This window comes from Microbacterium sp. Bi98 (genome assembly GCF_918698045.1).
GTDB lineage: Bacteria > Actinomycetota > Actinomycetes > Actinomycetales > Microbacteriaceae > Microbacterium.
The window spans coordinates 432,535-458,849 of the sequence record NZ_CAKKLK010000001.1 but is presented as its reverse complement, the minus strand read 5'-3'; the positions used below and the strand labels follow the sequence as shown (position 1 = coordinate 458,849).

The 26,315-nt window shown below is 66.6% G+C and carries 22 protein-coding genes and 1 pseudogene; 19 read left to right on the top strand and 4 right to left on the bottom strand.

Annotated features, from left to right (window positions below; genetic code table 11):
• The first annotated feature begins 25 nt into the window (after positions 1-25).
• On the top strand, positions 26-1,039 hold the full coding sequence (locus LQZ85_RS02240) for an alpha/beta hydrolase (RefSeq protein ID WP_056279696.1): 1,014 nt from the start codon (positions 26-28) through the stop codon (positions 1,037-1,039).
• Positions 1,040-1,064: 25 nt separating this feature from the next.
• On the opposite strand, the gene LQZ85_RS02235 is transcribed toward LQZ85_RS02240, so the two are convergent.
• Entirely contained in the window at positions 1,065-1,640 is a 576-nt protein-coding gene (locus tag LQZ85_RS02235) for a GntR family transcriptional regulator (protein WP_230100395.1), read from the bottom strand.
• 492 nt (positions 1,641-2,132) lie between these two features.
• Positions 2,133-2,621 carry a YajQ family cyclic di-GMP-binding protein gene (locus tag LQZ85_RS02230; RefSeq protein ID WP_053097515.1) on the bottom strand — a complete coding sequence of 163 codons (489 nt, stop codon included), beginning with the start codon at positions 2,619-2,621 and terminating at the stop codon, positions 2,133-2,135.
• A 188-nt stretch (positions 2,622-2,809) separates the two neighbouring features.
• Here LQZ85_RS02230 and LQZ85_RS02225 point away from each other — a divergent pair, with 188 nt between their 5' ends.
• The 13 genes and pseudogenes from LQZ85_RS02225 to LQZ85_RS02165 all read left to right on the top strand — a co-directional run.
• Positions 2,810-4,018 (top strand): maltose ABC transporter substrate-binding protein, encoded by a 1,209-nt coding sequence (locus LQZ85_RS02225; RefSeq protein WP_053097514.1) that lies wholly within the window; start codon positions 2,810-2,812, stop codon positions 4,016-4,018.
• Between the two features lie 66 nt (positions 4,019-4,084).
• Positions 4,085-5,689: an ABC transporter permease subunit gene (locus LQZ85_RS02220; RefSeq protein ID WP_056279698.1), complete on the top strand. Its 1,605-nt coding sequence runs from the start codon at positions 4,085-4,087 to the stop codon at positions 5,687-5,689.
• 1 nt (position 5,690) lies between these two features.
• A complete protein-coding gene (locus tag LQZ85_RS02215) occupies positions 5,691-6,617 on the top strand; it encodes a sugar ABC transporter permease (RefSeq protein ID WP_056279700.1) in 927 nt (308 codons plus the stop codon).
• A gap of 72 nt (positions 6,618-6,689) precedes the next feature.
• Positions 6,690-6,842 (top strand): hypothetical protein, encoded by a 153-nt coding sequence (locus LQZ85_RS02210; protein WP_171821933.1) that lies wholly within the window; start codon positions 6,690-6,692, stop codon positions 6,840-6,842.
• Positions 6,843-6,940: 98 nt separating this feature from the next.
• On the top strand, positions 6,941-7,978 hold the full coding sequence (locus LQZ85_RS02205; RefSeq protein WP_056279702.1) for a hypothetical protein: 1,038 nt from the start codon (positions 6,941-6,943) through the stop codon (positions 7,976-7,978).
• Between the two features lie 8 nt (positions 7,979-7,986).
• Complete coding sequence (locus tag LQZ85_RS02200; RefSeq protein ID WP_056279704.1) at positions 7,987-8,478, top strand: hypothetical protein; 492 nt, start codon at positions 7,987-7,989, stop codon at positions 8,476-8,478.
• Positions 8,479-8,537: 59 nt separating this feature from the next.
• On the top strand, positions 8,538-9,185 hold the full coding sequence (locus tag LQZ85_RS02195) for a hypothetical protein (protein WP_053099216.1): 648 nt from the start codon (positions 8,538-8,540) through the stop codon (positions 9,183-9,185).
• Positions 9,186-9,405: 220 nt separating this feature from the next.
• Positions 9,406-9,774: a 30S ribosomal protein S12 gene (gene rpsL / locus LQZ85_RS02190; RefSeq protein ID WP_013584051.1), complete on the top strand. Its 369-nt coding sequence runs from the start codon at positions 9,406-9,408 to the stop codon at positions 9,772-9,774.
• A 5-nt stretch (positions 9,775-9,779) separates the two neighbouring features.
• Complete coding sequence (gene rpsG / locus LQZ85_RS02185; protein WP_050722490.1) at positions 9,780-10,250, top strand: 30S ribosomal protein S7; 471 nt, start codon at positions 9,780-9,782, stop codon at positions 10,248-10,250.
• 85 nt (positions 10,251-10,335) lie between these two features.
• Complete coding sequence (fusA, locus tag LQZ85_RS02180; protein WP_053097509.1) at positions 10,336-12,456, top strand: elongation factor G; 2,121 nt, start codon at positions 10,336-10,338, stop codon at positions 12,454-12,456.
• A gap of 148 nt (positions 12,457-12,604) precedes the next feature.
• Complete coding sequence (gene tuf, locus LQZ85_RS02175; protein WP_053097508.1) at positions 12,605-13,795, top strand: elongation factor Tu; 1,191 nt, start codon at positions 12,605-12,607, stop codon at positions 13,793-13,795.
• A 183-nt stretch (positions 13,796-13,978) separates the two neighbouring features.
• Positions 13,979-14,641 carry a VanZ family protein gene (locus tag LQZ85_RS02170; RefSeq protein WP_056279707.1) on the top strand — a complete coding sequence of 221 codons (663 nt, stop codon included), beginning with the start codon at positions 13,979-13,981 and terminating at the stop codon, positions 14,639-14,641.
• 169 nt (positions 14,642-14,810) lie between these two features.
• Positions 14,811-16,082: pseudogene (locus LQZ85_RS02165) on the top strand (polysaccharide pyruvyl transferase family protein); the annotation flags it as partial.
• Positions 16,083-16,153: 71 nt separating this feature from the next.
• Here the strand turns inward: LQZ85_RS02165 and LQZ85_RS17920 are convergent.
• Positions 16,154-16,255, bottom strand: a complete 102-nt coding sequence (locus LQZ85_RS17920) for a hypothetical protein (RefSeq protein ID WP_350223955.1) — start codon at positions 16,253-16,255, stop codon at positions 16,154-16,156.
• Between the two features lie 158 nt (positions 16,256-16,413).
• Between LQZ85_RS17920 and LQZ85_RS02160 the strand changes: the two genes are divergently transcribed.
• The 5 genes from LQZ85_RS02160 to LQZ85_RS02140 are packed head-to-tail and all read left to right on the top strand — an operon-like array spanning position 16,414 to position 23,848.
• A complete protein-coding gene (locus LQZ85_RS02160) occupies positions 16,414-17,559 on the top strand; it encodes a GSCFA domain-containing protein (RefSeq protein ID WP_056279710.1) in 1,146 nt (381 codons plus the stop codon).
• A gap of 4 nt (positions 17,560-17,563) precedes the next feature.
• Positions 17,564-18,349, top strand: a complete 786-nt coding sequence (locus tag LQZ85_RS02155) for a hypothetical protein (RefSeq protein ID WP_056279712.1) — start codon at positions 17,564-17,566, stop codon at positions 18,347-18,349.
• Positions 18,346-19,938, top strand: coding sequence for a polysaccharide pyruvyl transferase family protein (locus LQZ85_RS02150; RefSeq protein ID WP_056279714.1), 1,593 nt, complete (start codon positions 18,346-18,348; stop codon positions 19,936-19,938). The genes LQZ85_RS02155 and LQZ85_RS02150 overlap by 4 nt, the downstream gene beginning before the upstream one ends.
• Positions 19,935-21,026, top strand: a complete 1,092-nt coding sequence (locus LQZ85_RS02145) for a glycosyltransferase family 4 protein (protein ID WP_056279715.1) — start codon at positions 19,935-19,937, stop codon at positions 21,024-21,026. Before LQZ85_RS02150 ends, LQZ85_RS02145 begins: the two co-directional genes overlap by 4 nt.
• Positions 21,023-23,848: a glycosyltransferase gene (locus tag LQZ85_RS02140; RefSeq protein WP_056279717.1), complete on the top strand. Its 2,826-nt coding sequence runs from the start codon at positions 21,023-21,025 to the stop codon at positions 23,846-23,848. Before LQZ85_RS02145 ends, LQZ85_RS02140 begins: the two co-directional genes overlap by 4 nt.
• An 83-nt stretch (positions 23,849-23,931) precedes the next feature.
• Here the strand turns inward: LQZ85_RS02140 and LQZ85_RS02135 are convergent, their stop codons facing one another.
• Positions 23,932-26,307 (bottom strand): glycosyltransferase, encoded by a 2,376-nt coding sequence (locus LQZ85_RS02135; RefSeq protein ID WP_056279719.1) that lies wholly within the window; start codon positions 26,305-26,307, stop codon positions 23,932-23,934.
• Between the last annotated feature and the right edge of the window lie 8 nt (positions 26,308-26,315).

Here is a 26,315-nt window from a genome sequence, read left to right as displayed (position 1 = left end):
GACACCGTTTCGATAGCCTGGCGGCATGCCTGAGTGGATACCGGACGTCCTCGGCGACGAGTTCGAGCAGCTCACGCTCGAGCTCGGCGAGGACGATGAGGGACCGCTCGTCGCCACGCTCGTGCGTGCGGTGCCGCGGGACCGGCCCTGGTGGGACCGGCTGCGCGGGCAGAGCCTCCCGCTGGACGATGTCGACGTGCTCTATGTGCACGGCTGGTCGGACTACTTCTTCCAGAAGCGGCTCGCTCGATTCTGGACGTCTCGCGGGGCGCGCTTCTTCGCGCTCGACCTGCGCAAGTACGGCCGGAGTCTGCGCGATGGGCAGACTCCCGGCTACATCACCGACCTCGTCGCGTACGACGAGGACATCGCCGCGGCTCTGTCCGCGATGGGGCACGGGACTGGAGCCGCGGCATCCCCCCGGCGGCTCGTGCTGCTCGGCCACTCGACCGGCGGACTCACCCTGAGCCTGTGGGCGTCGCGGCACCGCGAGACGGCGGATGCCGTGATCCTGAACAGCCCCTGGCTCGAGTTCCAGGTCGCTTCCGCCCGCCCGCTCATCGCTCCGGTCGCCGAGCTGCAGGCCAGGTGGGCTCCTCGGGAGGTCGCGCCGCAGGTCGATCTCGGCTTCTACACCCGCGCGCAGCAGGAGGTCGCCGACCCCGACGATCCGGTCGAGGTGAACCTCCTCTGGCGTCCGGCGCAGACGATGGCCGTCCACGCGGGGTGGTTCCACGCGATCCTCACCGGACACGCCAAGGTCGCGGCGGGGCTGACGATCGACGCGCCCGTGTGCGTGCTGCTGTCCGCGCGCTCAGCGACGCCCACGCGATGGTCGGAGGACCTCACCCGAGCAGACTCGGTCTTGGTCGTCGACGACATCGCGCGGGCGTCGCTGAAGCTCGGTCCGTCTGTCACCGTCGAGCGCATCGACGGAGCCCTGCACGACGTCTTCCTCTCGCGGCATGGGGCCAGAGAGGAAGCGTATCGCCGCCTCGACCGATGGGTCAGAGGCTGGACGGCCGCGCGCCGACAGTGATCAGGCGCAGTGTCCGACCCAGTGGTCAGACGTAGTGCATCAGACGTGCCTGCTGCTCGGCCTCGTCGGCATCGCCGCGCAGCACCGCGTCGTGGAAGTCTCGGTAGACCTGGAGCATGCGCTCGCGGTCGTTCTCGGGCACGCTCCAGCCGCGGAGATTGCGGAAGAGAGCCATGCTCGCGTCGTTGATCAGCACCTGGTGCTGCGCGTTACGACTGCGCGCGCTGAGGAACGAGAACACCGCCCACCGTGTGTTGGAGATGTGCACGTCGTCATCGAGCGCCGTGTACATCTCCTCGACCAGTGCGGCGAGACTCTCGCGGTCCTGCTGGCTCATCCGCGCGACGCCCATCCGCGCGGCCATCCCCGCCTGATACCCCGCGAACTCGAGCGTCTGCTCGACGGTCTCTGCCGTGACGGCGGTGACCTCGGTGTATCTGCTCGGGTACATCGTCACGAGCCCGAGACGCTCGAGACGCTGTAACGCCTCTCGCACCGGAGTCCGTGACACATGCAGTTCTTCGGCGACGTCGACATCGCGGATGCGATACCCCGGCTCCAGCACACCGTCGACGATCTGCGCGCCGATGTGCTGAAACACCTCCTCCGCCAAGAGCTGCTTGCTTTCTCGAATACTCGTCATCGAGTTGTTGGTGTTCATGGACTGCCCCCAGTTGCTTTCCAGATCCGGGCTCCCCATGATGTGCCCGGACGGCCACTACATCACGAAGTGGATCGCGATGCCAATAATCCACAGACGAGTTTTCCGACGATCACGCAGGCGCTTGTCGTCGGCGCGTCGTCGCAGGATTGAGTACGGGTGATTCTGTGGTCGGCGAGTGTTGGGACACTCGCCGACCACAGACGATGGCGTGCACGGAGCTGAACTGCGCCCAGTCCCCACAAGGCGGGAACCGCGATCCGCGAAGCGCGGAACCGTGGTTCGGCAGCGCGTCATGCATCGCCGCATCGTCTGTCGCATCGGGACGCGACTGCATCCAGTCTCGGTCACTCCGACCCATATATCGGAATGGGATCCGAGGGCACAGAAAAGGGGACGGATGCGGCGGCATCCGTCCCCTGCGTTGTGGGATCAGCGGTAGTTGATGAACTGCAGGTCGAGATCGAGATCCGCGCCCTTGAGCAGCGCGATCACCGACTGGAGGTCGTCGCGGCTCTTCGACTGCACGCGCAGCTCGTCGCCCTGGATCTGGCTCTTCACGCCCTTCGGACCCTCGTCGCGGATGAGCTTGTTGATCTTCTTCGCGTTCTCCGAGGAGATGCCGTCCTTGAGGGTCGAGACGATGCGGAACTCCTTGCCGCTGGCGAAGGGTTCGCCCGACTCGAGGCTCTTGAGCGAGATGCCGCGCTTGATGAGCTTCGACTGGAAGACGTCGAGAACGGCCTTCGCGCGCTCCTCGGTGCCGGCGATGATCAGGATCTGCTCGCCGCTCCAGGCGATGGAGGCGCCCGTGCCCTTGAAGTCGTAGCGCTGCTCGATCTCCTTGCGCGCCTGGTTCAGGGCGTTCTCGGCCTCCTGGTGATCCACTTTCGAGACGATGTCAAAGGAACTGTCAGCCATACGCAAAGTGTATCGACACCGCCGTTTTCACGCTCGCTTGGAAGCGCTTCCATCGACTCTCACGCACCAATCCGCGGTTACAGCTTGATATCGAAGGGCTTTTGCATTGCGATTCCCGTCGTTCTCGATGCATACTGTAAGCGCTTGCAGTCCTTGCAGGCCACCAGTACTCAGAGAGGCACACACCAATGAAGGTGAACAAGAGGGGCATCGTCGCCGCCGGCGTCATCGCGATCGTTTCGACTCTTTCCCTGGCCGGTTGCTCGACCGCGACCGACGGCGGCGACGCATCCGAGGGTGAGAACGGCGGCACGCTGACCGTCTGGGTCGACGCCGAGCGCGTCGACGCGCTGCAGAGCGCCGCCGACTCCTACGAGGAGAAGACCGGAGTCAAGGTCGAGCTCGTCGGCAAGTCCGTCGACGACATGAAGGACGACTTCATCCAGCAGGTGCCGACCGGCAAGGGCCCCGATGTGGTCATGGGCGCGCACGACTGGCTCGGAGAGCTCTCGACCAACGGCGTGGTCGCCCCGCTCGAGCTCGGCGACTCGTCGGCCGACTACCTGCCCGTCGCCCTTCAGGCGGCGACCTACGACGGAACCGTCTACATGCTTCCCTACGCGGTCGAGAACATCGCCGTGCTGCGCAACGCCGACATGGTGCCCGCCGCCGCGACGAGCTTCGACGACATGGTCTCGAAGGGCGCGTTCGTCGTCGAGCAGGGCACCGAGGGCAACCCGTACCACCTGTACCCGTTCCAGACGGCGTTCGGCGCTCCGGTCTTCGGCACCGACGACTCGGGCAGCTACGACTCCGCAGATCTGCAGCTCGGCAGCGAGGGCGGAACGGCCTTCGCCGACTGGCTCGCCGCTCAGGGCGCCGCAGGCACGCTGAACACCGACGTCGACGGCGAGATCGCCAAGCAGCAGTTCCTCGACGGCACCGCGTCCTTCTGGCTGACCGGCCCGTGGAACGTCGGCGCCGCAGTCGACGCCGGCATCAACGTCGCGATCGACCCGATCCCCAGCCCCACGGGTGAGACCGCGTCGCCGTTCGCCGGTGTCAAGGGCTTCTTCGTGAGCTCCGAGTCGAAGAACAAGGTCGCCGCGAACGACTTCCTCGTGAACTACATCGGCACCGAAGAGGTGCAGCTCGAGCTGTTCGAGGCCGGCAACATCCTCCCCGCGCTGACGGCCGCCGCCGATTCCGCCGCCTCCGACCCGATCATCGCCGGCTTCCAGGCCGTCGGTGCGGATGCCGTCCCGATGCCCGCGATCCCCGCGATGGGATCGGTCTGGGAGTTCTGGGGCGTGGCCGAGGCCGCGATCATCAACGGCTCCGACCCGGCGTCGACGTGGCAGAAGCTCGTCGACGACGTCACCGCAGCGATCAAGTAACACACCCAGCACCATCCCTGCCGGGGCGGACCTCGTCCGCCCCGGCAGCTCGACGACGGGGACGAGATGACAGACACCGCCGAGCCCACGGCTCCACTCACCAAGCGCCAGCGCCAGGCCGCCGGCATCGCCGAGGCCGCATCCGGGCCGATCGGCTGGATGCTCCTGAAGATCCTGCTGCTGGCGATCGTCGACGCCATCGCGCTGTATGCGGCGTTCGTCCTCTTCGGGCAGCAGGAGTGGCTGGTGCTCGGCCTGGTCGTGGCCGTCACCGTGCTCGTCAACTACATCTACTTCTCGCGCAAGCGCATCCCCGCGAAGTACCTCACGCCCGGCATCATCTTCCTGATCATCTTCCAGGTGTTCACGCTGCTGTACACCGGGTACATCGGCTTCACCAACTACGGCACCGGCCACAACGGCACGAAGGACCAGGCGATCTCGTCGCTCCTCGCCTCCGCCCAGGAGCGCGTCGAGGACTCCCCGACGTACCCGGTCACGGTCGTCGAGCAGTTCGGCACCTACGGCCTGCTGGTGACCGATCCCGACTCCGGCGACGCGCTGCTCGGCACGGCCGAGCAGCCCCTGGAGGAGGTCGACGCCGAGTTCGACGGCGACCAGGCTGTGGCCGTCGACGGCTGGACCACGCTGCCCCTCGCGAAGGTGTTCACGCTCTCGGAAGAGCTGGAGAAGCTCTCGGTGCCGTTCAGCGACGACCCCAACGACGGCAGCCTGCGTGCGCCCGACGGCCAGAAGGGCTACCTGTACGTCTCGACGCTCGAGTACGACGCGGATGCCGACACCATCACCGACACCACGACCGGCGCGGTGTACTCCGACACGGGGGAGGGCTCGTTCATCGCCGAGGACGGCGCCGAGCTGCTTCCCGGCTGGCAGACCACCGTCGGGTTCGACAACTTCGTGCGCGCGGTGACCGACGACTCGATCCGCGGCCCGCTCATCTCGGTGACGATCTGGACCTTCGTGTTCGCGGTGCTCTCCGTGGCGACGACGTTCTTCCTCGGCCTGCTCCTCGCGCTGGTGTTCAACAACACGCGGATGCGGTTCCGCAACGGGTACCGGATCATCCTGATCCTCCCGTACGCATTCCCCGCGTTCCTCTCCGCGCTCGTCTGGGCCGGGATGATGAACGAGAGCTTCGGCTTCATCAACCAGGTGATCTTCGGGGGAGCGGACATCCCGTGGCTCACCGATCCGAACCTCGCGAAGGTCTCGGTGCTGCTGGTGAACCTCTGGCTCGGCTTCCCCTACATGTTCCTCGTCTGCATGGGCGCCCTCCAGGGCATCCCCGAAGACGTCAACGAGGCCGCGGTGATGGACGGCGCCAACCCGTGGCAGGTCTTCCGGCGCATCAAGCTTCCGCTGCTGCTCGTCACGGTGGCGCCGCTGCTGATCTCGTCGTTCGCGTTCAACTTCAACAACTTCAACCTGATCTACATGCTGACCAAGGGCGGGCCGCGGTTCGACGATGTCAGCATCCCGGTCGGGCACACCGACATCCTGATCTCGATGGTCTACAAGGTGGCTTTCACGGGGCAGTCCCGCGACTACGGCCTCGCCTCCGCGTTCACGATCCTGATCTTCATCGTGGTCGCGACGATCTCGATCATCAGCTTCCGCAAGACCAAGGCCCTCGAGGAGCTGAACTGACATGAGCACCACGGACATCGGCACCACCGCCCGCCCCGTCGCCGTCGAACAGGACCTCGCGCCGCGTCGCCGCAGCTTCGGCGCATGGTTCGCCGACACCGGATGGCGCCATGTGGTCGCCATCGTCGTCAGCGCCTTCGCGCTGTTCCCGCTGCTGTACGTCGTCTCGGCCTCGCTCAATCCGAGAGGAACACTGACCGGATCGAACCAGCTGTTCTCGGCGTTCGGCTTCGACAGCTACGTGCGCATCCTGAGCGACCCGCAGAACCCCTACGGGCTGTGGTTCCTGAACACGCTCGTCATCGCCGTGGTCACGGGAGCCGTGACGGTGTTCATCGGCGCCCTCGCGGCATACGCCTTCTCGCGCATGCGCTTCGCGGGTCGCCGCATCGGCCTCGTCACGATCGTCGTCGTGCAGATGTTCCCGCAGCTCCTCGCCGTGGTCGCGATCTTCCTGCTGATGTCGACGCTGGGGGACTGGTTCCCCGCGATCGGACTGAACACGCACACGGGGTTGATCCTCGTCTACCTCGGCGGCGCGCTCGGGGTGAACACCTATTTGATGTACGGGTTCTTCAACACCCTGCCGATGGAGCTCGATGAAGCGGCGCGCATCGACGGCGCCGGACACGCGCGCATCTTCTTCACGATGATCCTGCCGCTGGTCGCGCCGATCCTCGCGGTCGTCGCGCTGCTGTCGTTCATCGGCACGGTGAACGAGTACGTGATCGCGAGCGTCATGCTCGTCGATGTCGAGCAGCAGACCCTGGTGGTCGGTCTCACCAAGCTCGTCGCCAACCCGCGATACGCGGACTGGTCGGCCTTCTCGGCCGGCGCGGTGATGGCCGCCATCCCGGTGATGATCCTGTTCCTGTTCCTGCAGCGGTACATCGTCGGCGGACTGACCGCGGGCGCCACGAAGGGCTGATCCGCGATCATGGTCGCAGCGTTCGCGGCGTTGCGATCACCCGTCGTGCGACGGCGGCCGTAGCGTGATGACATGACGCGTGTGGCCGGGCGGAACGTGGCGATCAGCTGGGTCGCCGGAGTGCTGTGCGCGGGCGTGATCGGCGCTCTCGTCTGGTTCTCGATGCCGATCGTGCCGGTCGTCGCATCGTTCGTCGGCGACACCCTCCGTTCGACGCTTCCCTAGCGATCACGGGCTGCACGACACGTCGGCACGCCTCCCTCGGGGTGCGGTCGGGCGGCGGTAATCTCGCAATGCACACATCCGATGAGAGGCGCACCCCCATGAGTGACCCCGAGGTTCCCCAGCCCGAGCGGCCGAAGGACGTCAACGACGTCGTCGACAGCGCGAACGCTGGACTCGACGCCGCCGCCGCAGCGGGTGCAGGCGTGCATGGCACGCCCGCGGACGCTGCGCACGACACGTCGGCTCCGACACCTGCCCAGCCCGCCGTCGACCCGGATGTCGCCGCGTTCGAAGCCGCCGAGAAGGATCACCCCGGTACCTTCGCGACGCCCGAGCTCAACGACCCGAAGTACCTCGACGCAGACGCCACGACGACGTCGCGGAACACGGATGCCGACACGACGAAGTCGTTCGGCACGGATGCGGACGCACCCCCCGCCTACACGCCGCCGGTCGCGCACGAGCAGTCCGCTCTCGCCGGAGCCGCGTACTCGTCGGCCGACAACACCGAGACCCGGATCGTCCCGTCCGAGCCTGCCGCCGCCGAACCGGTCATCGCGCCGGTCCAGCAGCAGCCGATCTTCGTCCAGGCTCCCGAGCCGCCCCGCGAGCGGGGAAACCGCGGCACCGCCGGTGCGATCGGTCTGCTCGCTACCGTCGCCTTCGCGATCCTCTACCTGGGTGCGACGCTCGGCCTTCGTGCCGTCGCGGGTGACATCACGGGCGAGAACATCGGCGAAGCGGCTCTCGCTCCGCTGATGACCTGGGGCTTCTGGGTCCCCGTCGTGGTGTTCTTCCTCGGCTTCTGGCTTCTCGGAGCGTTCATCAACCGCGGACGCTGGGGTCTCTGGGTGGTCTTCGGCATCATCGTCGGGCTCATCGCCTACGGCGGACACATCCTCGGTGCTCTCTTCGAGGCGCCGTTCTGGCTGCTCACGGCTCGGGAGGGGAGCGAGCTCATCGGTGCCCAGCTCTTCCACCCGCTCGCCATCGCGGCGTTCGTCTTCGGCCGCGAGCTGACCATCTGGTTCGGCGCGTGGGTCGCCCGCAGCGGGGCGCGCAAGACCGAGCTCAACGCCGAGGCGCAGCGTGAGTACGAGCGCACGCTCGAGGCCGGTCCGACGCTCTCGAGGTAATCACGAACATGTCATCGCCGAACCCCCGTGGACCCGCGTCCCCGGGGGTTTCGGCCATCCTGGCTCTGGTTCTCGCCGCGATCAGCTTCTTCGCCCTGGCGGTGTTCGGCCTCGGCGCGCTGAGCGTGGCCACCGACCGGGACATCATCGCCGTCCCTGGCCTGGGGCAGGTGCCGGGAGCGGTCGGGATGCTCGCGGCGGTGGTGGCGTTCGCGCTGTCGCTCTGGGGGTCGCTGCGGCGATCGCATCCGTCGTTCCTCGCGGCGCCCGCCGTCGCGCTGGCCACGGCGCTCGCGCATCTGGTCGTCCTCTGGATCGCGGTCGCGGTCGCGAGCGGTGACCTGATCGTCGCGACGGTCGTCGCGGGCGATCTCGTCCGTGGCGGGGCGAGCGCGGTGCTGTTGGCCGCCGGGGCCATCGCCGCCTGGGGCGGCATCGCGCTGCGCCGCACGCGCGCGCAGCAGCCGCAGTGGCCGTGGGAGCGCGACGACGAGGAATGACGCCCCGCCGTCGAGACGAAATCTCGGCAGCAGCGGTGCACGCGCCGTACGCTCTACGTGTGGAGCGCTCGTTGGAGACGCAGGTCGACCAGGCCGTCGAGGCCTGGTTGCGGTGGGTGCCGCGCTGGGAGCCGGCGACCCATCGTGGTCGGGTCGCGCCCTGTCGGCGTTGCCTGGGCTCGCCGATCCTGTCGGCGGCGGGCATCGGCTCGAACACGCCGCACGGCGTGCAGCACGGCCTCTCGACTCGGATCAAGACGATCGTCGACCATGCCGTGGCCGAGTACACCGCAAGAAACCTCCCGATGCTCCAGCGCGAGCTCGACCAGCAGGCCGCACGGAACCGGGCGCGCAGCTACCGTCCGGCCGACGGGCTGGATCCGGAGTTCGACGGACTCCCGCTCGATCCGGAGCCGGTCCCCGGTGCGCCGTTCCTCTTCACGATCGCGGGACTGGCGGACGAGGCGGTCGACGATCTGCCGCCGTTGCCGCCGCTGAGCGACGAGGCGAAGGTGGCGCTGCGACAGGAGGTGGCCCTCGCCGACGAGTACGCGAACATGGTCGGCCGTGAGATCTGCGGCATCCTGCTGCGCCACCGCATCTACATCCAGGCCGCGATCTCGCAGCATGTCGAGCCGCAGATCGAGGCGCTGCTCGCCGAGCTCACCGATTCGCTCGACTCCCCGTTCGACTCGGACCAGGCCTAGCGACCGCCGCTGAGCGGCCTTCATTTGACCACCACGTTACGCGGCATTACACTTGATCAGGTGTGTGCACGTCTCGACGTGCGCGCTGGGCGTCGGCACCATGCCGGTCCGCCCCCACGGCATACCCACCACCACAAAGGCTCGTCGATTCCGGCGTGCCGGTGGGTCACTGATGTGAAACCCATCACGCTGTCACCGTGCAGCATTATGAGGAGAGAACGTGCCAACCATTCAGCAGTTGGTTCGCAAGGGTCGCTCGCCCAAGGTCTCGAAGACCAAGGCGCCTGCACTCAAGTCGAACCCGCAGCAGGCCGGGGTCTGCACCCGCGTCTACACCACCACCCCGAAGAAGCCGAACTCGGCGATGCGCAAGGTCGCTCGTGTGAAGCTCCGCAACGGCACCGAGGTCACCGCCTACATCCCCGGTGAGGGTCACAACCTCCAGGAGCACTCGCTGGTGCTCGTCCGTGGAGGCCGTGTCAAGGACCTCCCCGGTGTCCGTTACAAGATCGTCCGTGGCGCCCTGGACACCCAGGCCGTCAAGAACCGTAAGCAGGCTCGCAGCCGCTACGGCGCAAAGAAGGGCTGAGTCCAATGCCTCGTAAGGGTCCCGCCCCCAAGCGTCCCGTCGTCAACGACCCGGTATACGGCGCTCCGATCGTCAGCCAGCTGGTCAACAAGATCCTGGTCGACGGCAAGAAGTCCCTCGCCGAGTCGATCGTCTACAACGCCCTCCGTGGCGTCGAGGCGAAGAACGGTCAGGACGCCGTCGCCACTCTGAAGAAGGCGCTCGACAACGTGCGCCCGACTCTCGAGGTCAAGAGCCGCCGCGTCGGTGGCTCGACCTACCAGGTTCCGGTCGAGGTCAAGCCGCACCGCGCGAACACCCTCGCGCTGCGCTGGCTCGTCAGCTACGCCAAGGGTCGTCGTGAGAAGACGATGACCGAGCGTCTCCAGAACGAGATCCTCGACGCGTCGAACGGTCTCGGTGCAGCGGTCAAGCGCCGCGAGGACACGCACAAGATGGCCGAGTCGAACCGCGCGTTCGCTCACTACCGCTGGTAAACAGCTTCGCCCGCCCCCGATCACACATCAGGGGCGGGCACCCCCCTCTTCGCAGTACGACTGCACAAAAGATAAGGACACTCCTGTGGCACAAGACGTGCTCACCGACCTGAGCAAGGTTCGGAACATCGGCATCATGGCTCACATCGATGCTGGCAAGACCACCACGACCGAGCGCATCCTGTTCTACACGGGCGTCAACCACAAGCTCGGCGAGACCCACGACGGTGCCTCGACCACCGACTGGATGGAGCAGGAGAAGGAGCGCGGCATCACGATCACGTCTGCCGCCGTGACCTGCTACTGGAACAAGAACCAGATCAACATCATCGACACCCCCGGTCACGTGGACTTCACGGTCGAGGTGGAGCGCTCGCTCCGCGTCCTCGACGGTGCTGTCGCCGTCTTCGACGGCAAGGAGGGCGTCGAGCCCCAGTCCGAGACCGTGTGGCGTCAGGCCGACAAGTACAACGTCCCCCGCATCTGCTTCGTCAACAAGATGGACAAGCTCGGCGCGGACTTCTACTTCACCGTCGACACCATCATCAACCGCCTCGGCGCCAAGCCGCTGGTCATCCAGCTGCCCATCGGTGCGGAGAACGACTTCATCGGCGTCGTCGACCTCGTCGAGATGCGCGCGCTCGTCTGGGCGGGTGACTCCAAGGGTGACGTCACCATGGGTGCCTCCTACGAGATCCAGGAGATCCCGGCCGACCTCAAGGAGAAGGCCGACGAGTACCGTCAGCAGCTCCTCGAGACGGTCGCCGAGACCGACGACGCGCTGCTCGAGAAGTTCTTCGGTGGCGAGGAGCTGACCGTCGCCGAGATCAAGGGCGCGATCCGCAAGCTCACCGTGGCTTCCGAGATCTACCCGGTCCTCTGCGGTTCCGCGTTCAAGAACCGTGGCGTGCAGCCGATGCTGGATGCCGTCGTCGACTACCTCCCGAACCCGCTCGACGTGGGCTCGATCGAGGCGCACGACCCCAAGGACTACGACACGATCATCGAGCGTCACCCCGACGCGAAGGACCCGTTCGCGGCTCTCGCGTTCAAGGTCGCCGTGCACCCGTTCTTCGGTCGCCTGACCTACGTCCGCGTCTACTCGGGACAGCTCGACTCCGGCGCTGCGGTCATCAACTCGACCAAGGGCAAGAAGGAGCGCATCGGGAAGATCTTCCAGATGCACGCCAACAAGGAGATCCCGGTTCCCTCGGTCACCGCCGGCAACATCTACGCCGTCATCGGTCTGAAGGACACCACCACCGGTGACACCCTCACCGACCCGGCCTCGCCGGTCGTCCTCGAGTCGATGACGTTCCCCGAGCCCGTCATCGAGGTCGCGATCGAGCCGAAGACCAAGGCCGACCAGGAGAAGCTGGGTGTCGCCATCCAGAAGCTCGCTGAAGAGGACCCGACCTTCCGCACGGAGCTCAACCCCGAGACCGGTCAGACGACCATCAAGGGCATGGGCGAGCTGCACCTCGACATCCTCGTCGATCGCATGAAGCGCGAGTTCAACGTCGAGGCCAACGTCGGCAAGCCGCAGGTGGCGTACCGCGAGACGATCCGCAAGGGCGTCGAGAAGTACGACTACACGCACAAGAAGCAGACCGGTGGATCGGGTCAGTTCGCGAAGATCCAGTTCAACATCGAGCCGCTCGACCTCGACGACGAGAAGACGTATGAGTTCGTCAACGCGGTCACCGGTGGTCGCATCCCGCGTGAGTACATCGGCTCGATCGATGCCGGCTTCCAGGACGCGATGAACGTCGGCGTGCTCGCCGGATACCCCATCGTGGGTGTCAAGGCGACCATCGTCGATGGTGCTGCTCACGACGTCGACTCCTCGGAGATGGCGTTCAAGATCGCAGGATCGATGGGCATGAAGGAAGCCCTTCGTCGGGCGAACCCGGCGCTTCTCGAGCCGCTCATGGCGGTCGAGGTGCGTACTCCCGAGGAGTACATGGGCGACGTCATCGGCGACCTGAACTCGCGTCGTGGCCAGATCCAGTCGATGGAGGACGCCGCAGGCGTCAAGGTCGTCCGTGCACACGTCCCGCTGTCCGAGATGTTCGGCTACATCGGCGACCTGCGCTCGAAGACCTCGGGCCGCGCCGTCTACTCGATGGAGTTCAACAGCTACGCTGAGGTTCCCCGCGCTGTGGCCGACGAGATCGTCCAGAAGCACCAGGGCGGCGGCGAGTAACACTTTCCTGGGAGCCGGGTTCACGCCCGGCTCCCAGGTCCCCTACAACTTCACATTCCCTCTCTACTAAACTGAGAACCTAACCCGTAGAGATCCGGTCGCAATCCAGTGCCCGGTGACCTCTACACGACGTCCTGAGGAGGACCAAGTGGCTAAGGCCAAGTTCGAGCGGACCAAGCCGCACGTCAACATCGGAACCATCGGTCACGTCGACCACGGCAAGACCACGCTCTCCGCAGCGATCTCGAAGGTGCTTGCTGACAAGTACCCCTCCGACACGAACGTGCAGCGCGACTTCGCTTCCATCGACTCGGCGCCGGAAGAGCGCCAGCGTGGAATCACCATCAACATCTCGCACATCGAGTACGAGACCCCGAAGCGCCACTACGCGCACGTTGACGCTCCCGGCCACGCCGACTACGTCAAGAACATGATCACCGGTGCTGCTCAGATGGACGGCGCGATCCTCGTGGTCGCCGCCACCGACGGCCCGATGGCTCAGACGCGTGAGCACGTGCTGCTCGCCAAGCAGGTCGGCGTCCCCTACCTGCTCGTCGCACTGAACAAGGCCGACATGGTCGACGACGAGGAGATCCTGGAGCTCGTCGAGCTTGAGGTCTCCGAGCTGCTCGCCTCGCAGGGCTTCGCCGAGGACGCTCCTGTCGTCCGCGTCTCCGCTCTGAAGGCACTCGAGGGTGACGAGAAGTGGACCCAGTCCATCCTCGACCTCATGGAGGCCGTCGACAACAACGTTCCCGACCCCGTGCGCGACAAGGACAAGCCGTTCCTCATGCCCGTCGAGGACGTCTTCACGATCACCGGTCGTGGAACCGTCGTCACCGGCCGCGCCGAGCGTGGCACGCTGGCCATCAACTCCGAGGTCGAGATCGTCGGACTCCGTCCGACCGTCAAGACCACGGTCACGGGTATCGAGATGTTCCACAAGCAGCTCGACGAGGCATGGGCCGGCGAGAACTGTGGTCTCCTGCTCCGTGGCACGAAGCGTGAGGACGTCGAGCGCGGTCAGGTCATCGTCAAGCCGGGTTCGGTCACGCCGCACACCGACTTCGCCGGTACCGCGTACATCCTGTCCAAGGATGAGGGTGGGCGTCACAACCCGTTCTACACGAACTACCGCCCGCAGTTCTACTTCCGCACCACCGACGTCACCGGCGTCATCACGCTGCCCGAGGGCACCGAGATGGTCATGCCCGGCGACACCACCGACGTGACGGTCGAGCTGATCCAGCCGATCGCCATGGAGGAGGGCCTCGGCTTCGCCATCCGTGAGGGTGGACGCACCGTCGGCGCCGGTACGGTCACGAAGATCATCAAGTAAGCATCTGCTTTCTCGCACAGGGGTCGGGCCTTCGGGTCCGGCCCCTGTGTCGTACCCGGGGCAGTGGGCCTCGGGGCGGTTTCTCGGTGACTTCGCGGCGAGATGCGATCGACGATCGATAGCATGGCCCGAGTCTGTCCGCAGGCGTCGTCGCCCGGCCCCGGGCATGAGAGGAACGCGACCATGACACAGATCCACGTGGGACCGCCGCCTCCGCGAAGCCATGCGCGGCTGTGGATCTCGACGCTGCTGCTCATCGTCTACTCCGCCTTCGTGCTGCTGGTGACGATGTGGCCGCAGCCCGAGCAGCTCGAGTTCGACAGCATCGCCGGGCGCGTGCTCCGCGCACTGCACAACCTCGGGGTGCCCGAGCGGTTCGGCTACAACGAGCTGGAGTTCGTCGCCAACATCGGCATGTTCGTGCCGCTCGGATTCCTGCTCGGACTCGCGCTCGCGCGCAAGGCCTGGTGGCTCGCGATCTTCCTGCTGCCGGCTTTCTCCGGAGCGATCGAGTTCACGCAGGGCATCGCCCTGGACGAGCGCGTGTCTACCGTTCTCGACGTGCTGTCGAACACGGTCGGCGGGTACCTGGGGCTGCTGCTCGCGATGATCCTGAGGGCGATGATCCACGCCAGAGATCGCACCATGATCGAACGCGAGCTGTGGGAGCGTCGCGCTGCCGCGGCCGAACTGCAGCGCCAGAATGAGGCTCGAGCGGCTGCTCGCTCGTCCGAGGGCGCACGGCAGGCTGCGGTGTGGGCGGAGGAGCCCGACCCGGTGACCCGCGTCTTGGACGCGGACTTCTGGGAGACGGGCGACGCTCCTACGGTGCGGATTCCTGTCTGAGGCGCGAGCAGGCGTCAGGTCGAGTCGTCGGAAATCTCGGACGGTCACCGTTCTGACCGATATTCTCCAGGACTGTAGGCTGATCACAGCCGTATCCGGTGCAGCCGCGCCACCCCCTGACCGTCGATCGAAGTTGCTGGCCCGCGCCCGTGGGCTCTGAAGGAGTTTTATGTCCCGCTACACGGGTCGCGATATCGCGTCTGCCGCCGTGTTCCTCGTGGGGGGCAGCATCGCCGCCACCCTCGCGCTCGTGGGGTTGACCGACTGGGCGGTCGCCGTGGTCGCCATCCTGGCCGCACTGATCGGCGTGTTCGCCCAGCTTCAGTTCGCCAGTCGACGAGGCGCCATCCGCCGGTTGGGCCAGCTCTCCCGCTCGGCCCGCACCGCAGCGGATCAGACGGCGGACGTCGCACGAGGTCTCGTCTCCGACATCTCACTCAGCCGGAGGGAACTCTCAGCTGTGAAGTCGGAGGTGGCCGGCGTGCACAGCGAGCTCGCCGCGCTGCGCGAGTCTCTCGAGAAGCAGGTCGCGTCCGGCACGCCCGCGCTCCCTAAAGCGAGCGAGCAGCGGACAGCGAAGGCCGTCACCGCACCGGCCCCTGTCGCCACGAAGCAGGTCAGTGCCCAGACCCCGGCGACCAAGAAGTCGATCGGACTCGTCGGGTTCTTCGGTCACGGCAACTACGGTGATGAGCTGTTCGTCGATGTCTTCCAGCAGTTCCTCGCTCCGACGTTCGACATCCAGATCATCCCTGACCTCGAGCGCCAGCCCTACTTCAGCCGTCCCGTGGAGGAGAAGGTCGCTGAGGTCGATGCCATCGTGATGGGCGGCGGCGATCTCGTCCAGCAGTGGAACACCGACCCGCGCTACTTCGATCGCACCTACCTCCAGAAGCCGTTCTACGTGGCCGGAGTGGGAGTGCCGATCTATCACGGCTCCGAGAAGCACAAGGAGAAGCCGCACATCATCAACCGTCTGCGGAGCTTCTTCGGCCACGAGAACGTTCAGCTGATCGGGATGCGCGACGATTTCGGTGCGAACTGGATCCGCGAGAAGCTCGAGCCCACCGCACCGGTGACGAGTGAGCCGGACATCGTCTGCTCGCTCGACCTGCCCGAGGTCAAGAAGCCCGCAGGGCAGCCCATTCTCGGCATCGTCACGCGCCAGCGGCGCGTCGACACGCCTGACGACTACACGAAGCTCGAAGAGCTGGCCGCACACGCGAAGCGGCGTGGATTCCGCATTCGTCACATCATCCTCGGCACGGGTTCGGTGGGCGAGCGCGACTTCGCGAACGCTCCGGCGCTTCAGGTCGAGGACAAGGAGGTCGTGCACTCCGAGGACCTCGACGTCCTGACCCGCGCGATCGGCGAGTGCACCGTGCTCGCGAGCATGAAGTTCCACGGGACAGTCGTCGCGACCATGTACGGCGTGCCGTCGATCGTCCTGGTGCCCACGAACAAGAACCGCGCGTTCATGGAGCGCATCGGGCGGAGCGAGCTCGTCGCGGCTCACCACTCCGACAAGCTGATCGAGATCTTCGGTGAGACAGGCCCCGCTCCGATCGATCCGCAGCAGGTGGCTATGCTGCGCGAGAGGTCCACGGCCTTCATGAACCGTCTCCGCGACCAGCTGATCGAGGAAGTCGAGCACTCCGGCTCCGCGTGACATGAGGCGCGCACGGCCCAGGATCGAAGGTCGGGTCCATCCCGACGTCGGCCCTGGGCCGAGCGAAATGGCAGTAGAGGATATCGGGGGAGATGGATATCAGATGAGCACCGAATCACAGTCAGGCACACCGGTCGCGCGATCGCCCTACCGGGGGCGGCCTGGTCGTACTTTCTGGAAGAAGTCCATCTCGGGTCGAGATGTCACCGACCTGCAGGGCATCTACACGAAGAAGTTCGAGATCGATCCGAGCTCCTCCGTGGCTACCGCGGGCAGCTGTTTCGCACAGCACATCTCCCGGTACCTGCGCGGGGCCGGCTACAACGTCGTGGACGCCGAGCCCGGACCCGGCAACGTCGACGTCGAACTGCTGCGAGAGCACGGCTACGGCGTCTACTCCGCCCGCTACGGCAACATCTACTTCGTCCGGCAACTGCTGCAGCTCGCCCAGGAGGCGTTCTCCGGCTCCGTGCGCGAGGACATCGCCTGGCAGCGGGGCGATCGCTGGTTCGACGCACTCCGTCCTGCCGTCGAGCCCGAGGGCCTCGCCAGTGCTGCACACGTGGAACGACAGCGCGCCGAGCACATCGTCGCAGTGAGATCGGTCCTCACGGACTCCGATGTCCTCGTCTTCACGCTGGGGCTCACGGAGGGATGGGAGGATGTCCGATCCGGAACGATCTACCCGACCGCTCCCGGCACCATCGCGGGCGATTACGATCCTGACCGTTACCGGTTCCACAATTTCACCGTCTCCGAGATCGTGCAGGACTTCACCGAGTTCCGCACCCTCGTGCGGACCGTGAACCCCGGCATCAAGTTCCTGCTGACGGTTTCGCCCGTCCCGCTCGCCGCGACCGCAACCGACGACAACGTCCTGGTCGCCACCACCTACTCCAAAGCCGTACTGCGTGCAGCGGCGGGGATGCTGGCATCGGAATTCGATGACATCGACTACTTCCCGTCCTACGAGATCGTCACCTCCCACGCGCCCGGCAATGAGCCGTTCGACGAGACCGGGCGAAACGTGCGGCCCGAGACTGTCGAGAAGGTGATGGCCTACTTCCTGTCCGAGCATGTGGCGCGAGGCGCCGAGGCGGACGCGGATGCAGATGCCGAACACCCGGTCGCCCCTCCGGCGTCCCCCGAGGCCGCCGGCCGGAATCCGAAGTCGGCCGACTATGAGGCCGTCGACGAGCGCGTCTTCTGCGAGGAAGCGATTCTGGAGGCTTTCGCCGATGAGGATTGAATTCGTGGGGAACTCCCACCTGGGAACCATCGCGCCCGCGCTGACGAAGGCGCGAGGCGATCGAGATGTCGCGCACTTCATCTCGCGAACGTACGGGACTGTCGATGCGGTCGTCGTCAGCGACTCGGGCACGGTCGAGCTCCCTTTCATCAAGCTGGAGGATCCGCCGCGATACGGCGCGGAGATCGATGTGCGACGCGCCGACGCTATCGTCGCGGTCGGCCTCAACTTCTCCTTGGTCCAGATGGTCAAGCTCTGGCAGAGCTTCGCTCCCGTCGACGCCGTCGGAGACTACGGAGTGCCGTCGCTCAGCGACGCGGTCTGGAACGCGTATGTCGATGCGGCGTTCGACCAGATCTTCATGGCGCGCCTCACCCGACTGCTGGTGGACGTCGGAGCCGCGCAGGTGATCGTGATTCCGCAACCTGCTCCTGCGGAGTGGGTGTCTTCGAGAGACGGCGAGAAGTTCGCACTGTACGGGCGCCTGGCGTCGAGCGGCGACTGGAACAGAGTGCGCTCGGACTTCGCGCGACAGGTGCGTCGGCTCGAGGACGAGGGTGTGCGGGTGTTCTCACAGCCCGGCCCGACTCTCACCGCCGACGGTTTCACCGAGAACGTCCACGCGATGGGCGATCCCTCCGACACCGGAGCCGATTCGTTCTATTCCCGTGGAGATTTTTACCACATGAACAGGTCTTTCGCCGCCGCGCTCGCGACCGGATTCTACGATTGGCTCGGTGAGCCGGGCCAATCGCCGGCGAGTGGCGACCCGATGAAGGCAGGATCGTGACAGCCACGAGCGGAGCTCTGCTGACCCGTCTCGGAGGCATCGACGTCCTCTCGTGGAACCCGCTGCGAACGGCCGAGGGCGAACCCGGCGGCCGTCTGGTCAACAACTTCGGAGATCTGCTCGGACCTCTGCTGGTGGAGCGGATACTCGGTGACCTGAGCATGAGGGCGTCTTCGACGGAGTCCTCCGAGGCGCCGGTGCTGATCACGATCGGTTCGGTGCTTCACTTCGCACCGGAGGGCGCGGTCGTCTGGGGCACCGGGGTGAACTTCAAACTCGCATCCAAGCTGCCGCCCCACTTCGAGACGCTCGACATCCGCAGCGTTCGGGGTCCCCACTCCGCCCGTCTCATCACGGCCAAGGGGGGCAGGGTGCCGGCCGTGTTCGGCGATCCTGCGCTTCTGCTCCCGCGGTTCATGCCGGAGCTGAGAATCTGGGGCCGTACCGGAGCGGGCGGGATGCTCATCGCCCCGAACCTCAACGACTTCGAAGAGATGTCGCAGAGCGCGACCTCGCTCGGCTACACAGTGCTCGATCCGAGAGCGCCGTTGAACGCAGTGCTCCGGACGATCGCCGGGAGCGGCTTCGTCGTGGGGAGCTCGCTGCACGCCATCGCGATCGCGGATTCGCTCGGCATCCCGGCGCGCTTCGTGGTGTCCGCCGCCGAGGGAGCACTCAAGTACCGCGACTATCTGGCGGGAACCGGTCGGCCGCTCACGAGGATCTCGGGGGACATCTCCGCTGCCATCGACCTCGGCGGACACACGGCGCCGGACGTCGACCTCGACGCCCTGCTCTCCGCATTCCCGCACGACCTGTGGGGTCGTGCATCGTCGTCCGCGCGACCCGCCGTCTTCGACGACCGCGACGTCATTCTCGCGGCGTGGGCCGACGTGGGTGTCGCGTCGGGACCCGACGAATCCGGGAGCCGTGACCACTTCGTGCAGGAGGTGTTCCCTCATGTCGTCGAGGCGGGCCGCGCCCTGATCGAGGGCGATGACGGGACGGTCCGCTCCGTGTCTCGTCGTGCATTCGACGGCAGCTTCGCGGAAGCGCACGCATACCGACTCGCGCTGGTGCCCGGACTCGAGCACACGGACCTGTCGACGGCCGATGCAGGCCTGCTCGCGGCGCTCGACGGAGGGGACCCCGACAGATTCCTCCGCGCACTCTGGCTCGAGCGCGAAGGGCCGCACGCGCTGATGCGAGCTGTGCGCTCGGCTGAGGGGCTGCACGTCCTCTCGATAGCCCTGCGCGTGGGGACCCCCACCAACGAGGTGTCCGCCATCGAGGTGGTCTGTCAGGATGACGCCGGCAGGGAGAGCACCGCCGACCTGCCCGTCTTCGCGATGTACCACCGCCAATGGTCGATCGACCTCACCGCATCCGTCGCCATGGGCTCGGAGGTCGAGATCGATTCGGTCATCGTCCGCGTGACCCACGCGGACGGGTCATCCTCGCAGATCCCCGTCATGCGGGGGACCCAGGACCAGAGCACCCTCGTGGGGTACCCGTCGCTCGCGGACTCCGTGCCGTGGCGGGAAGCCGGTGCCGACATCAGTCTTCAGAATGGGACATTCACAGCGTGAGCGGAAAAATCCACGTCTTCCCCGCCTGGGCGCAGAATCCGTATCTGAACATGCTCTATGTCGGGGCACGCTCGGAAGGATGGCGCGTCGAGGGGTCCAAGACCATCGAGACGCTGGTCGACGCTCTGCCCGGCCTGACGGACGGCGACATCTTCCACATCCACTGGACGAGTCCCATCGTGAACTCGGACGGCACTCGTGACATCGCAGAGCGCTCCCTCAAGCGCTTCGCGGGGATCCTCCTGAGGCTGCGCAAGGCGGGCGTGCGGATCATCTGGACCGTCCACAACACGCTGGCTCACAACACCCCGTATCCGGACCTGGAGGTCAAGCTGGCGCGCCTCCTCGCGGAGCGCGCCGATCGGATCATCCAGCTGAACGCCAGCACCAGCGAGGCCGTCTCGGAGTTCTACGATCTCCCACCCGAGAAGATCGTCACCCTGAGGCACGCCAGCTATGCGGGTATCTACTCCGACCCGCCCTCCCAGGACCAGGCCCGTGAGCTTCTCGGGATACCGTCGTCCGCATCGGTGGTCGGATTCGTCGGGCAGATCCGCGGATACAAGGGCATCCCGACCCTGCTGCGCGCGGTGGGGAAGGCGTCATCCCACGTCGACGATCTCGTTCTGGTGCTCGCCGGAAAGACGGCACCCGAGGAGATCGCTCTGATCGAACGGGAGCTGCCGACGGGCGTGCCGACCGTGCGACGGCACTCGTTCATCAGCGACGCGAACATCTCGGCGTGGTTCGCGGCGTGCGACGTGCTGGTCTTCCCCTATGAGCGCGTGCTCAACTCCGGCAGCGTCCTGCTCTCGGCGACGTTCGCGCGACCGTGCATCCTGCCCGCCGAGCCTCATCTCATCGCGGAGTACGGCGCGCAGCCGTGGGTGACCTTCTACGACACCCGGCGCGATCCCGTGTCTGCCCTGGCGGACACGATCGCGGCTGCCTTCCCCGTGAGGGAGGACGTGCGAGCTGCGGCGACGCGATTCGCATCCGAATACTCGACGCTGCACATGGCCTGGGACTATGTGTCGATCATCGAGGACCTGACCGACTCTTCCACGCAGACCACGGAGGTGCCATGAACGAGGTCGCTGATCTGAGCGTGGTCGTCATCTTCCCCGAATCGCCCATGCATGTGAGCGACCTCCTGTGGTCGACCCTGCGAGAGGATTCCCCGACCCTGGACGTCGTCGTCGTCGTCGACGGGCGCAGCAGCCCGGACGTCGCGTCGGTCGTGCGCACGGCGGCGCGCTCTGATGCGCGTGTTCACGTGATCGACGCGGACAGCGCACGGGGGCGAAGCGCAGCGCTCGCCGCTGCTCTCGAGCGCTGCTCAGCCTCCTGGGTGACGGTCGCGGATGCCGACGGGCTCTCGATCCGGGGCGGCTACCGAGCCTTGGTCGCCAGCCTGCAGGCGTCCGGATCGGACATGGCTGTCGGAACCGCGGAGTCGATCGCCAAGCACCGCTACCGGATCGGTCGTGCAGTCGACGGCGCGCTCGACACGGACGCGACGAGCATCCTGCTGGAGGACCGGCCCGGCCTGGTCTCGGATGACATCCTGTGCGGCAAGGTGATGCGGCGCGATCTGATCCGTTCGCTCGTGCACGCGGAGGATCCGTGGCTCGAGGAGCTTCTCGTAGCCCGGCTGTATCTGGCTGCGGGCCGCGTCGATATCGTCTCGCGTTCCGTCGTCTTCTGCCGGGAACGTCCGAGCAAGAGCCCGGCTGCACCGATGTCCTCGCGCTGGGTCACGGACGAATCTCGCATCTGGGCTGCGCTCGCCGCTGCTCCGCTGGCAGTGCGCCAGTCGTATGCCCGCGAGGTGATCTCCCGTGACGTGCTGAACCCGAAGGCGCTCGATCTCCTCGCCGCCGGTCAGGAACGACCCGATGCGAAGGCTCTCGTCTACGATCTCGCGCGAGACCTCTCGACGACCTCGTTGTCGAATCTGACGATCTGGAAGCGCTGGCAGCTCGCGCTGATCGCGATGGGCCATGCTGCCCTGGTGGACGTCGCACGGCCCGATGGCCGCCCCATCGGGGTCGACGACGTGCCGAGCTTCGATTCGACCCCCCTTCTCGTCGACGCCTGGGCCCCGCTCGGGCTGCGCGGGGAGGAGGACCTCCGGGACGCGTTCATCGAGCGATTCGTGTCGCGACCCGGCGCGACATCGGGGGACCCCGACACCGACTCCGATGCCATCGACATCTCCGTCATCATCCCCACCTACAACGTGGTCCACTACGTGGACGAGCTCCTCGAGAGCATCCGAGCCTCCGTGGGCGTCAGGATCGAGATCATCGTCGTCGACGACGGGTCGACGGACGGGACTCAGGACAGAGTCCTCGCGCATCAGCGCGCGGACCCCCGGGTGCGTCTGGTGAGGTCTCCCGGGGCGGGCGGCGGCCAGGCGCGCGACGCCGGGATCGAGCTCGCCCGCGGAAAGTATCTCGCGTTCGCCGACGGTGATGACGTCGTCCCGCCACGCGCGTACGCGCACCTGCTGTCGCTCGCGCGCAGGTCGGATCCGGATGTCATCAACGGCAGCTATCTGAAGTTCTTCACGACCTCGACGTGGGACGCGGGCACCGGCTTCAATCAGGCCTATGCGCTCCCTCTCGAGAACGTCACGATCGAGACCCACCCCCAGCTGGTCAGGCACCGGGCGGTGTGGAACCGTCTCATCCGGCGCGAGCACTGGCAGCAGACCGCATTCCCCTTTCCCGGGGTTCCGCGATCGAACGACATCGTCGCGATGACGAGCGTCCTCTTGAGCGCGCGATCGATCGCGGTGTCCCCGCTGCCGGCGTACGTCTACAGAGACCGTCCGGGCGGGGGCTCCATGACCTCGCGCGCGGGCTCGACGGATTACACGGTGAGCTACTTCAGCGAAGAGGCGACGTGCGCCGCGCTGGTCCAGCAACGCGAGTCGGCGCCGGTGACCCGCGAGTACTGGGCGATGGTGCTCAACGCCGACGCCTGGCAGAACATCGGCAAGTTCCTCGAGCGTCGCTCCGGCGACCGCGCCGAGGACCGTCGGGTCGCGGAACAGATCGCGAAGCTGCTCTCGCGTGCGCCCCGCAACGAGCTCCGCAGACTGAAAGCAGAGAACCAGGTCGTCTGGGCGCTCGCCGCGGACGGTCGATTCAACGAGGCGCGGATCATGCTGCGCGCCGAGAAGTCGGCATCCACGCTGAACGCCGACCAGCTCATCCGTGCGCTGTCGGCTGCCGAGGCGCTGCCGACGATCCCTCGGGCCACGATCGACAGCCTCTCACTGAAATACCTGATGCGCCGGTTCATCAGTGATCCGTCATGGCGGACCGATGCCTTCTCGCCGGCCCTGCCGGTGCTGCGGAGACGTCTTCTGGATCCGAACGTCCCCCTTGCTGTCGTTCCCCACAGTCTGGAAGAACGGCTCGCGGGTGCCATCGTCGAGTCAGATGACGTCGACCTCGCCCGGCAGTCGATCAGTCCTCCGTCCGCCGGCATCGCCGCCACGCTGAGAAGCGGGGCGCGGACCACGCTGTCAGGCGCGATGACGGGACTGCGACCCGGGGGAGTCACGCGTCTCGTCGCTCGACAGTACCGAGACCGGGATCGAGTCCGGTTCCCGATCCGCCACTTCGACTTCGACGATCGCACCTGGTCGGCAGAGATCTCCCCCGAGCTCTTCCCTCGGGCAGGGGTGTGGGTGATCGAGCTCGAGTATGAGGACTCACTCGGGATGCGCCGGTCGCCCCTGAAGATCGAAGAGGCGGCCAACCGGTTCTTCCCCGGTCGGTTCCAGCGCCTGACGGCGGCCAGCGCGGGCAAGAACCGCTCCATGATCCGTGTGAGGGACTCGATCGTCGAGCGGGTCGGTCACCGAGCGTCGCGCATCACGGGCAAGCGCGGCTGATCGGCAACCGCCGTCACCGACCCGGCGCGATGGCCGTCACCGACCCGCTGTGATGTCGATCATCGAACTCTCGCGACGGGGTGTCACGTGAGCGTGCGCTTGATCCTTCGAGCGATCGGACCCATCCAGGGAGCGACCTCGATGAGTCTTCTCGCTGCCGGAGCGGCACGCTGTGTGGCGCGCGCCCGCCACGTCGTCGCGACCCTCGCCGGCGTCCCGGGCGTGCTTCCGGCCGCACCGCGAGAGCGCTGAGGCCCGGAGCGCGTCGCCGCGTGCTCCTCGGCGAAGGTGATGGAGAGGTCGATGAGCTGCCGGACGTCGTCGACTGTCGGTACGGGTGACAGCTCGGACGGAAGCGCGCCCTCGACCAGCCGGCGATACAGCACCGCGAAATCGTGTGAGAGCTCTCGCTCGGCTGCGGCCAGCGACGCCGCCGACATGCGGGTGTAGACGTCGGCGTCGGCGACGACCTCGGCGATCTGTCGGGCGAGAGCCTCGGCATCCCCCCAGCCCGTCTTCGCGACGCCCCCGTTTCCATCGGTCACGGCCAACCACGGCAGGTCGTACATCGCGACCGGGAGACCCCGCGCCTGTGCCTCCGGGATCGTGAGGGGGTAGCCCTCGATGATGCTGGTGTTCACGAACAGATCGGACGAGTCGATGGCGGCACTGAGGGCGGCACCATGAAGCGGTCCCACCGCTTCGACGCGGTGCGCGAAGCGTCGCGCCTTCGCCATCCCGTTCAGCCGTGACGCCGTCATGTCGCGCCAGTCGGGGCCGATGATCCGGAGCCGGAAATCGACGCCCATCCGCTCGAGGTGCTCGGCGACGTCGATCAGCTCGCTGACCCTCTTGGTGCGTTGCTGCAGGCGGCCCCACCAGACCAGCTCGACGCGCCGCCCCGCAGGTGGGCGCCGCGGCGCGGTCGCGATTCCGGCAGAGAGCAGGTTAGACGACGGCGGATTGGGAAGGTAGGACACACGCGGCATCCCTCGCAGCTTCCAGAACGCGACGTCGAGTGGCGAGAGAACGACGAGATGCGAGAGCAGCGCGAAGTATCGCGGCGCGGATTCGAGGCGATCGAGACCGAGCAGCAGCGATCGACCGGCGAAGTTGTGCGACCACCCGATCGTGGCGACACCCTCAGCGCGTGCCGCGAGCGCGAAGGCCTGCCACGACGGTGAGTACTGCCACTGGTGGTCGATCACGAGATCCACCTCGTGCTGCGTGCAGATCTCGGCCCACTGGGCGAGCGAGCCGCCCAGGGTGTCCGCCGACACCTCGGCGAAGCCGACGCCGGCCGGAAGGTTCGAGAGATCACTGCCCGGCTCGCGGGCCACGACCGTCACGCGGAAGCCGGAGTCGTGCAGCACCCGAGCCTGAGAGATCACGACGCCGGAGATTCCACCGGTGCGCAGATGGTTCGTTGCGAGGATGATGCTGTGCACCGGTCGAGCGACGAGCTCGATCGCGTCGCCGTGGGCGGCGAGCGTGTCCATCGCCTTCGGCCAGTGCAGGGCGGTCGACTGCACGATGTCGTGGGCGGACGCCCGGGTGTACAGGTCGGCGAACATCGCGTCGCGCAGATCCGCACGGGTGTGCTCTGCCAGGTAGTGGGTGGTGTATCCGATGATGGCGCGTCGTACGGATGCGTAGGTCGAGAGCACGAGGTCAGGGTCGATGCTCGTGCCGGCGACCCGCAGGACGGCCGGCTCGATCGAATCGATGGATCGGATGGCTCCTGCGTAGAACGATGCGGTGCTGAGGTCACGCACCTTCTGGCCGCTTCCGCCTCGCCCGAAGTGATAACGGTACAGGCGGTCCGGGATCGATTCGAAGCGAGCGGCCAGCGCCGCAGCGAGGAAGGAGATCGGCAGGTCGTTGACCCTCGGCAGCACCAGGTCTGCGGGCATGAGCGCATAGGCATCGGCGAGGAGGCGGGTACGGAACAGGTAGCGCCACAACTGCCCTTGGGCAGGGCGATCCACCGGGAAGAGGCCGCGCAGGACATCGCTGCCTGTGAGAGTGGGGTGCTTCGGCTGCAGGCGTGACTCGAACGGCCCCCCGGTGCGCCCATCGAGACGCACGACCTCGACTCCGAACTGCACGAGATCAGCGCCGGTCTCCGTCGCCTTCTCGAGAGCTGCCCGGGCAGCCGTCTCCGCGAGTTCATCGTCACCGTCGAGGAACAGCAGATGATCGGCCTTCGCCGCGAGGATCCCGACGCGACGAGCCTGGTACGCCGACGCGTTCTGCTGCTGGCGGATGAGTCGCACGCGCGAGTCCCGAGCGCTGTAGCGTTCGACGATCGCGGCGGTGTCGTCGGTCGACGCGTCGTCGACCACGATGACCTCGATCGCTGCCAGCGTCTGCCGAAGACAGCTGTCGAGAGCGGTGGCGATCACGTCGGCATCGTTGAAGACGGGGACGACGATCGAGACGAGGGGAGTCGCTTGCATGTGGTCTC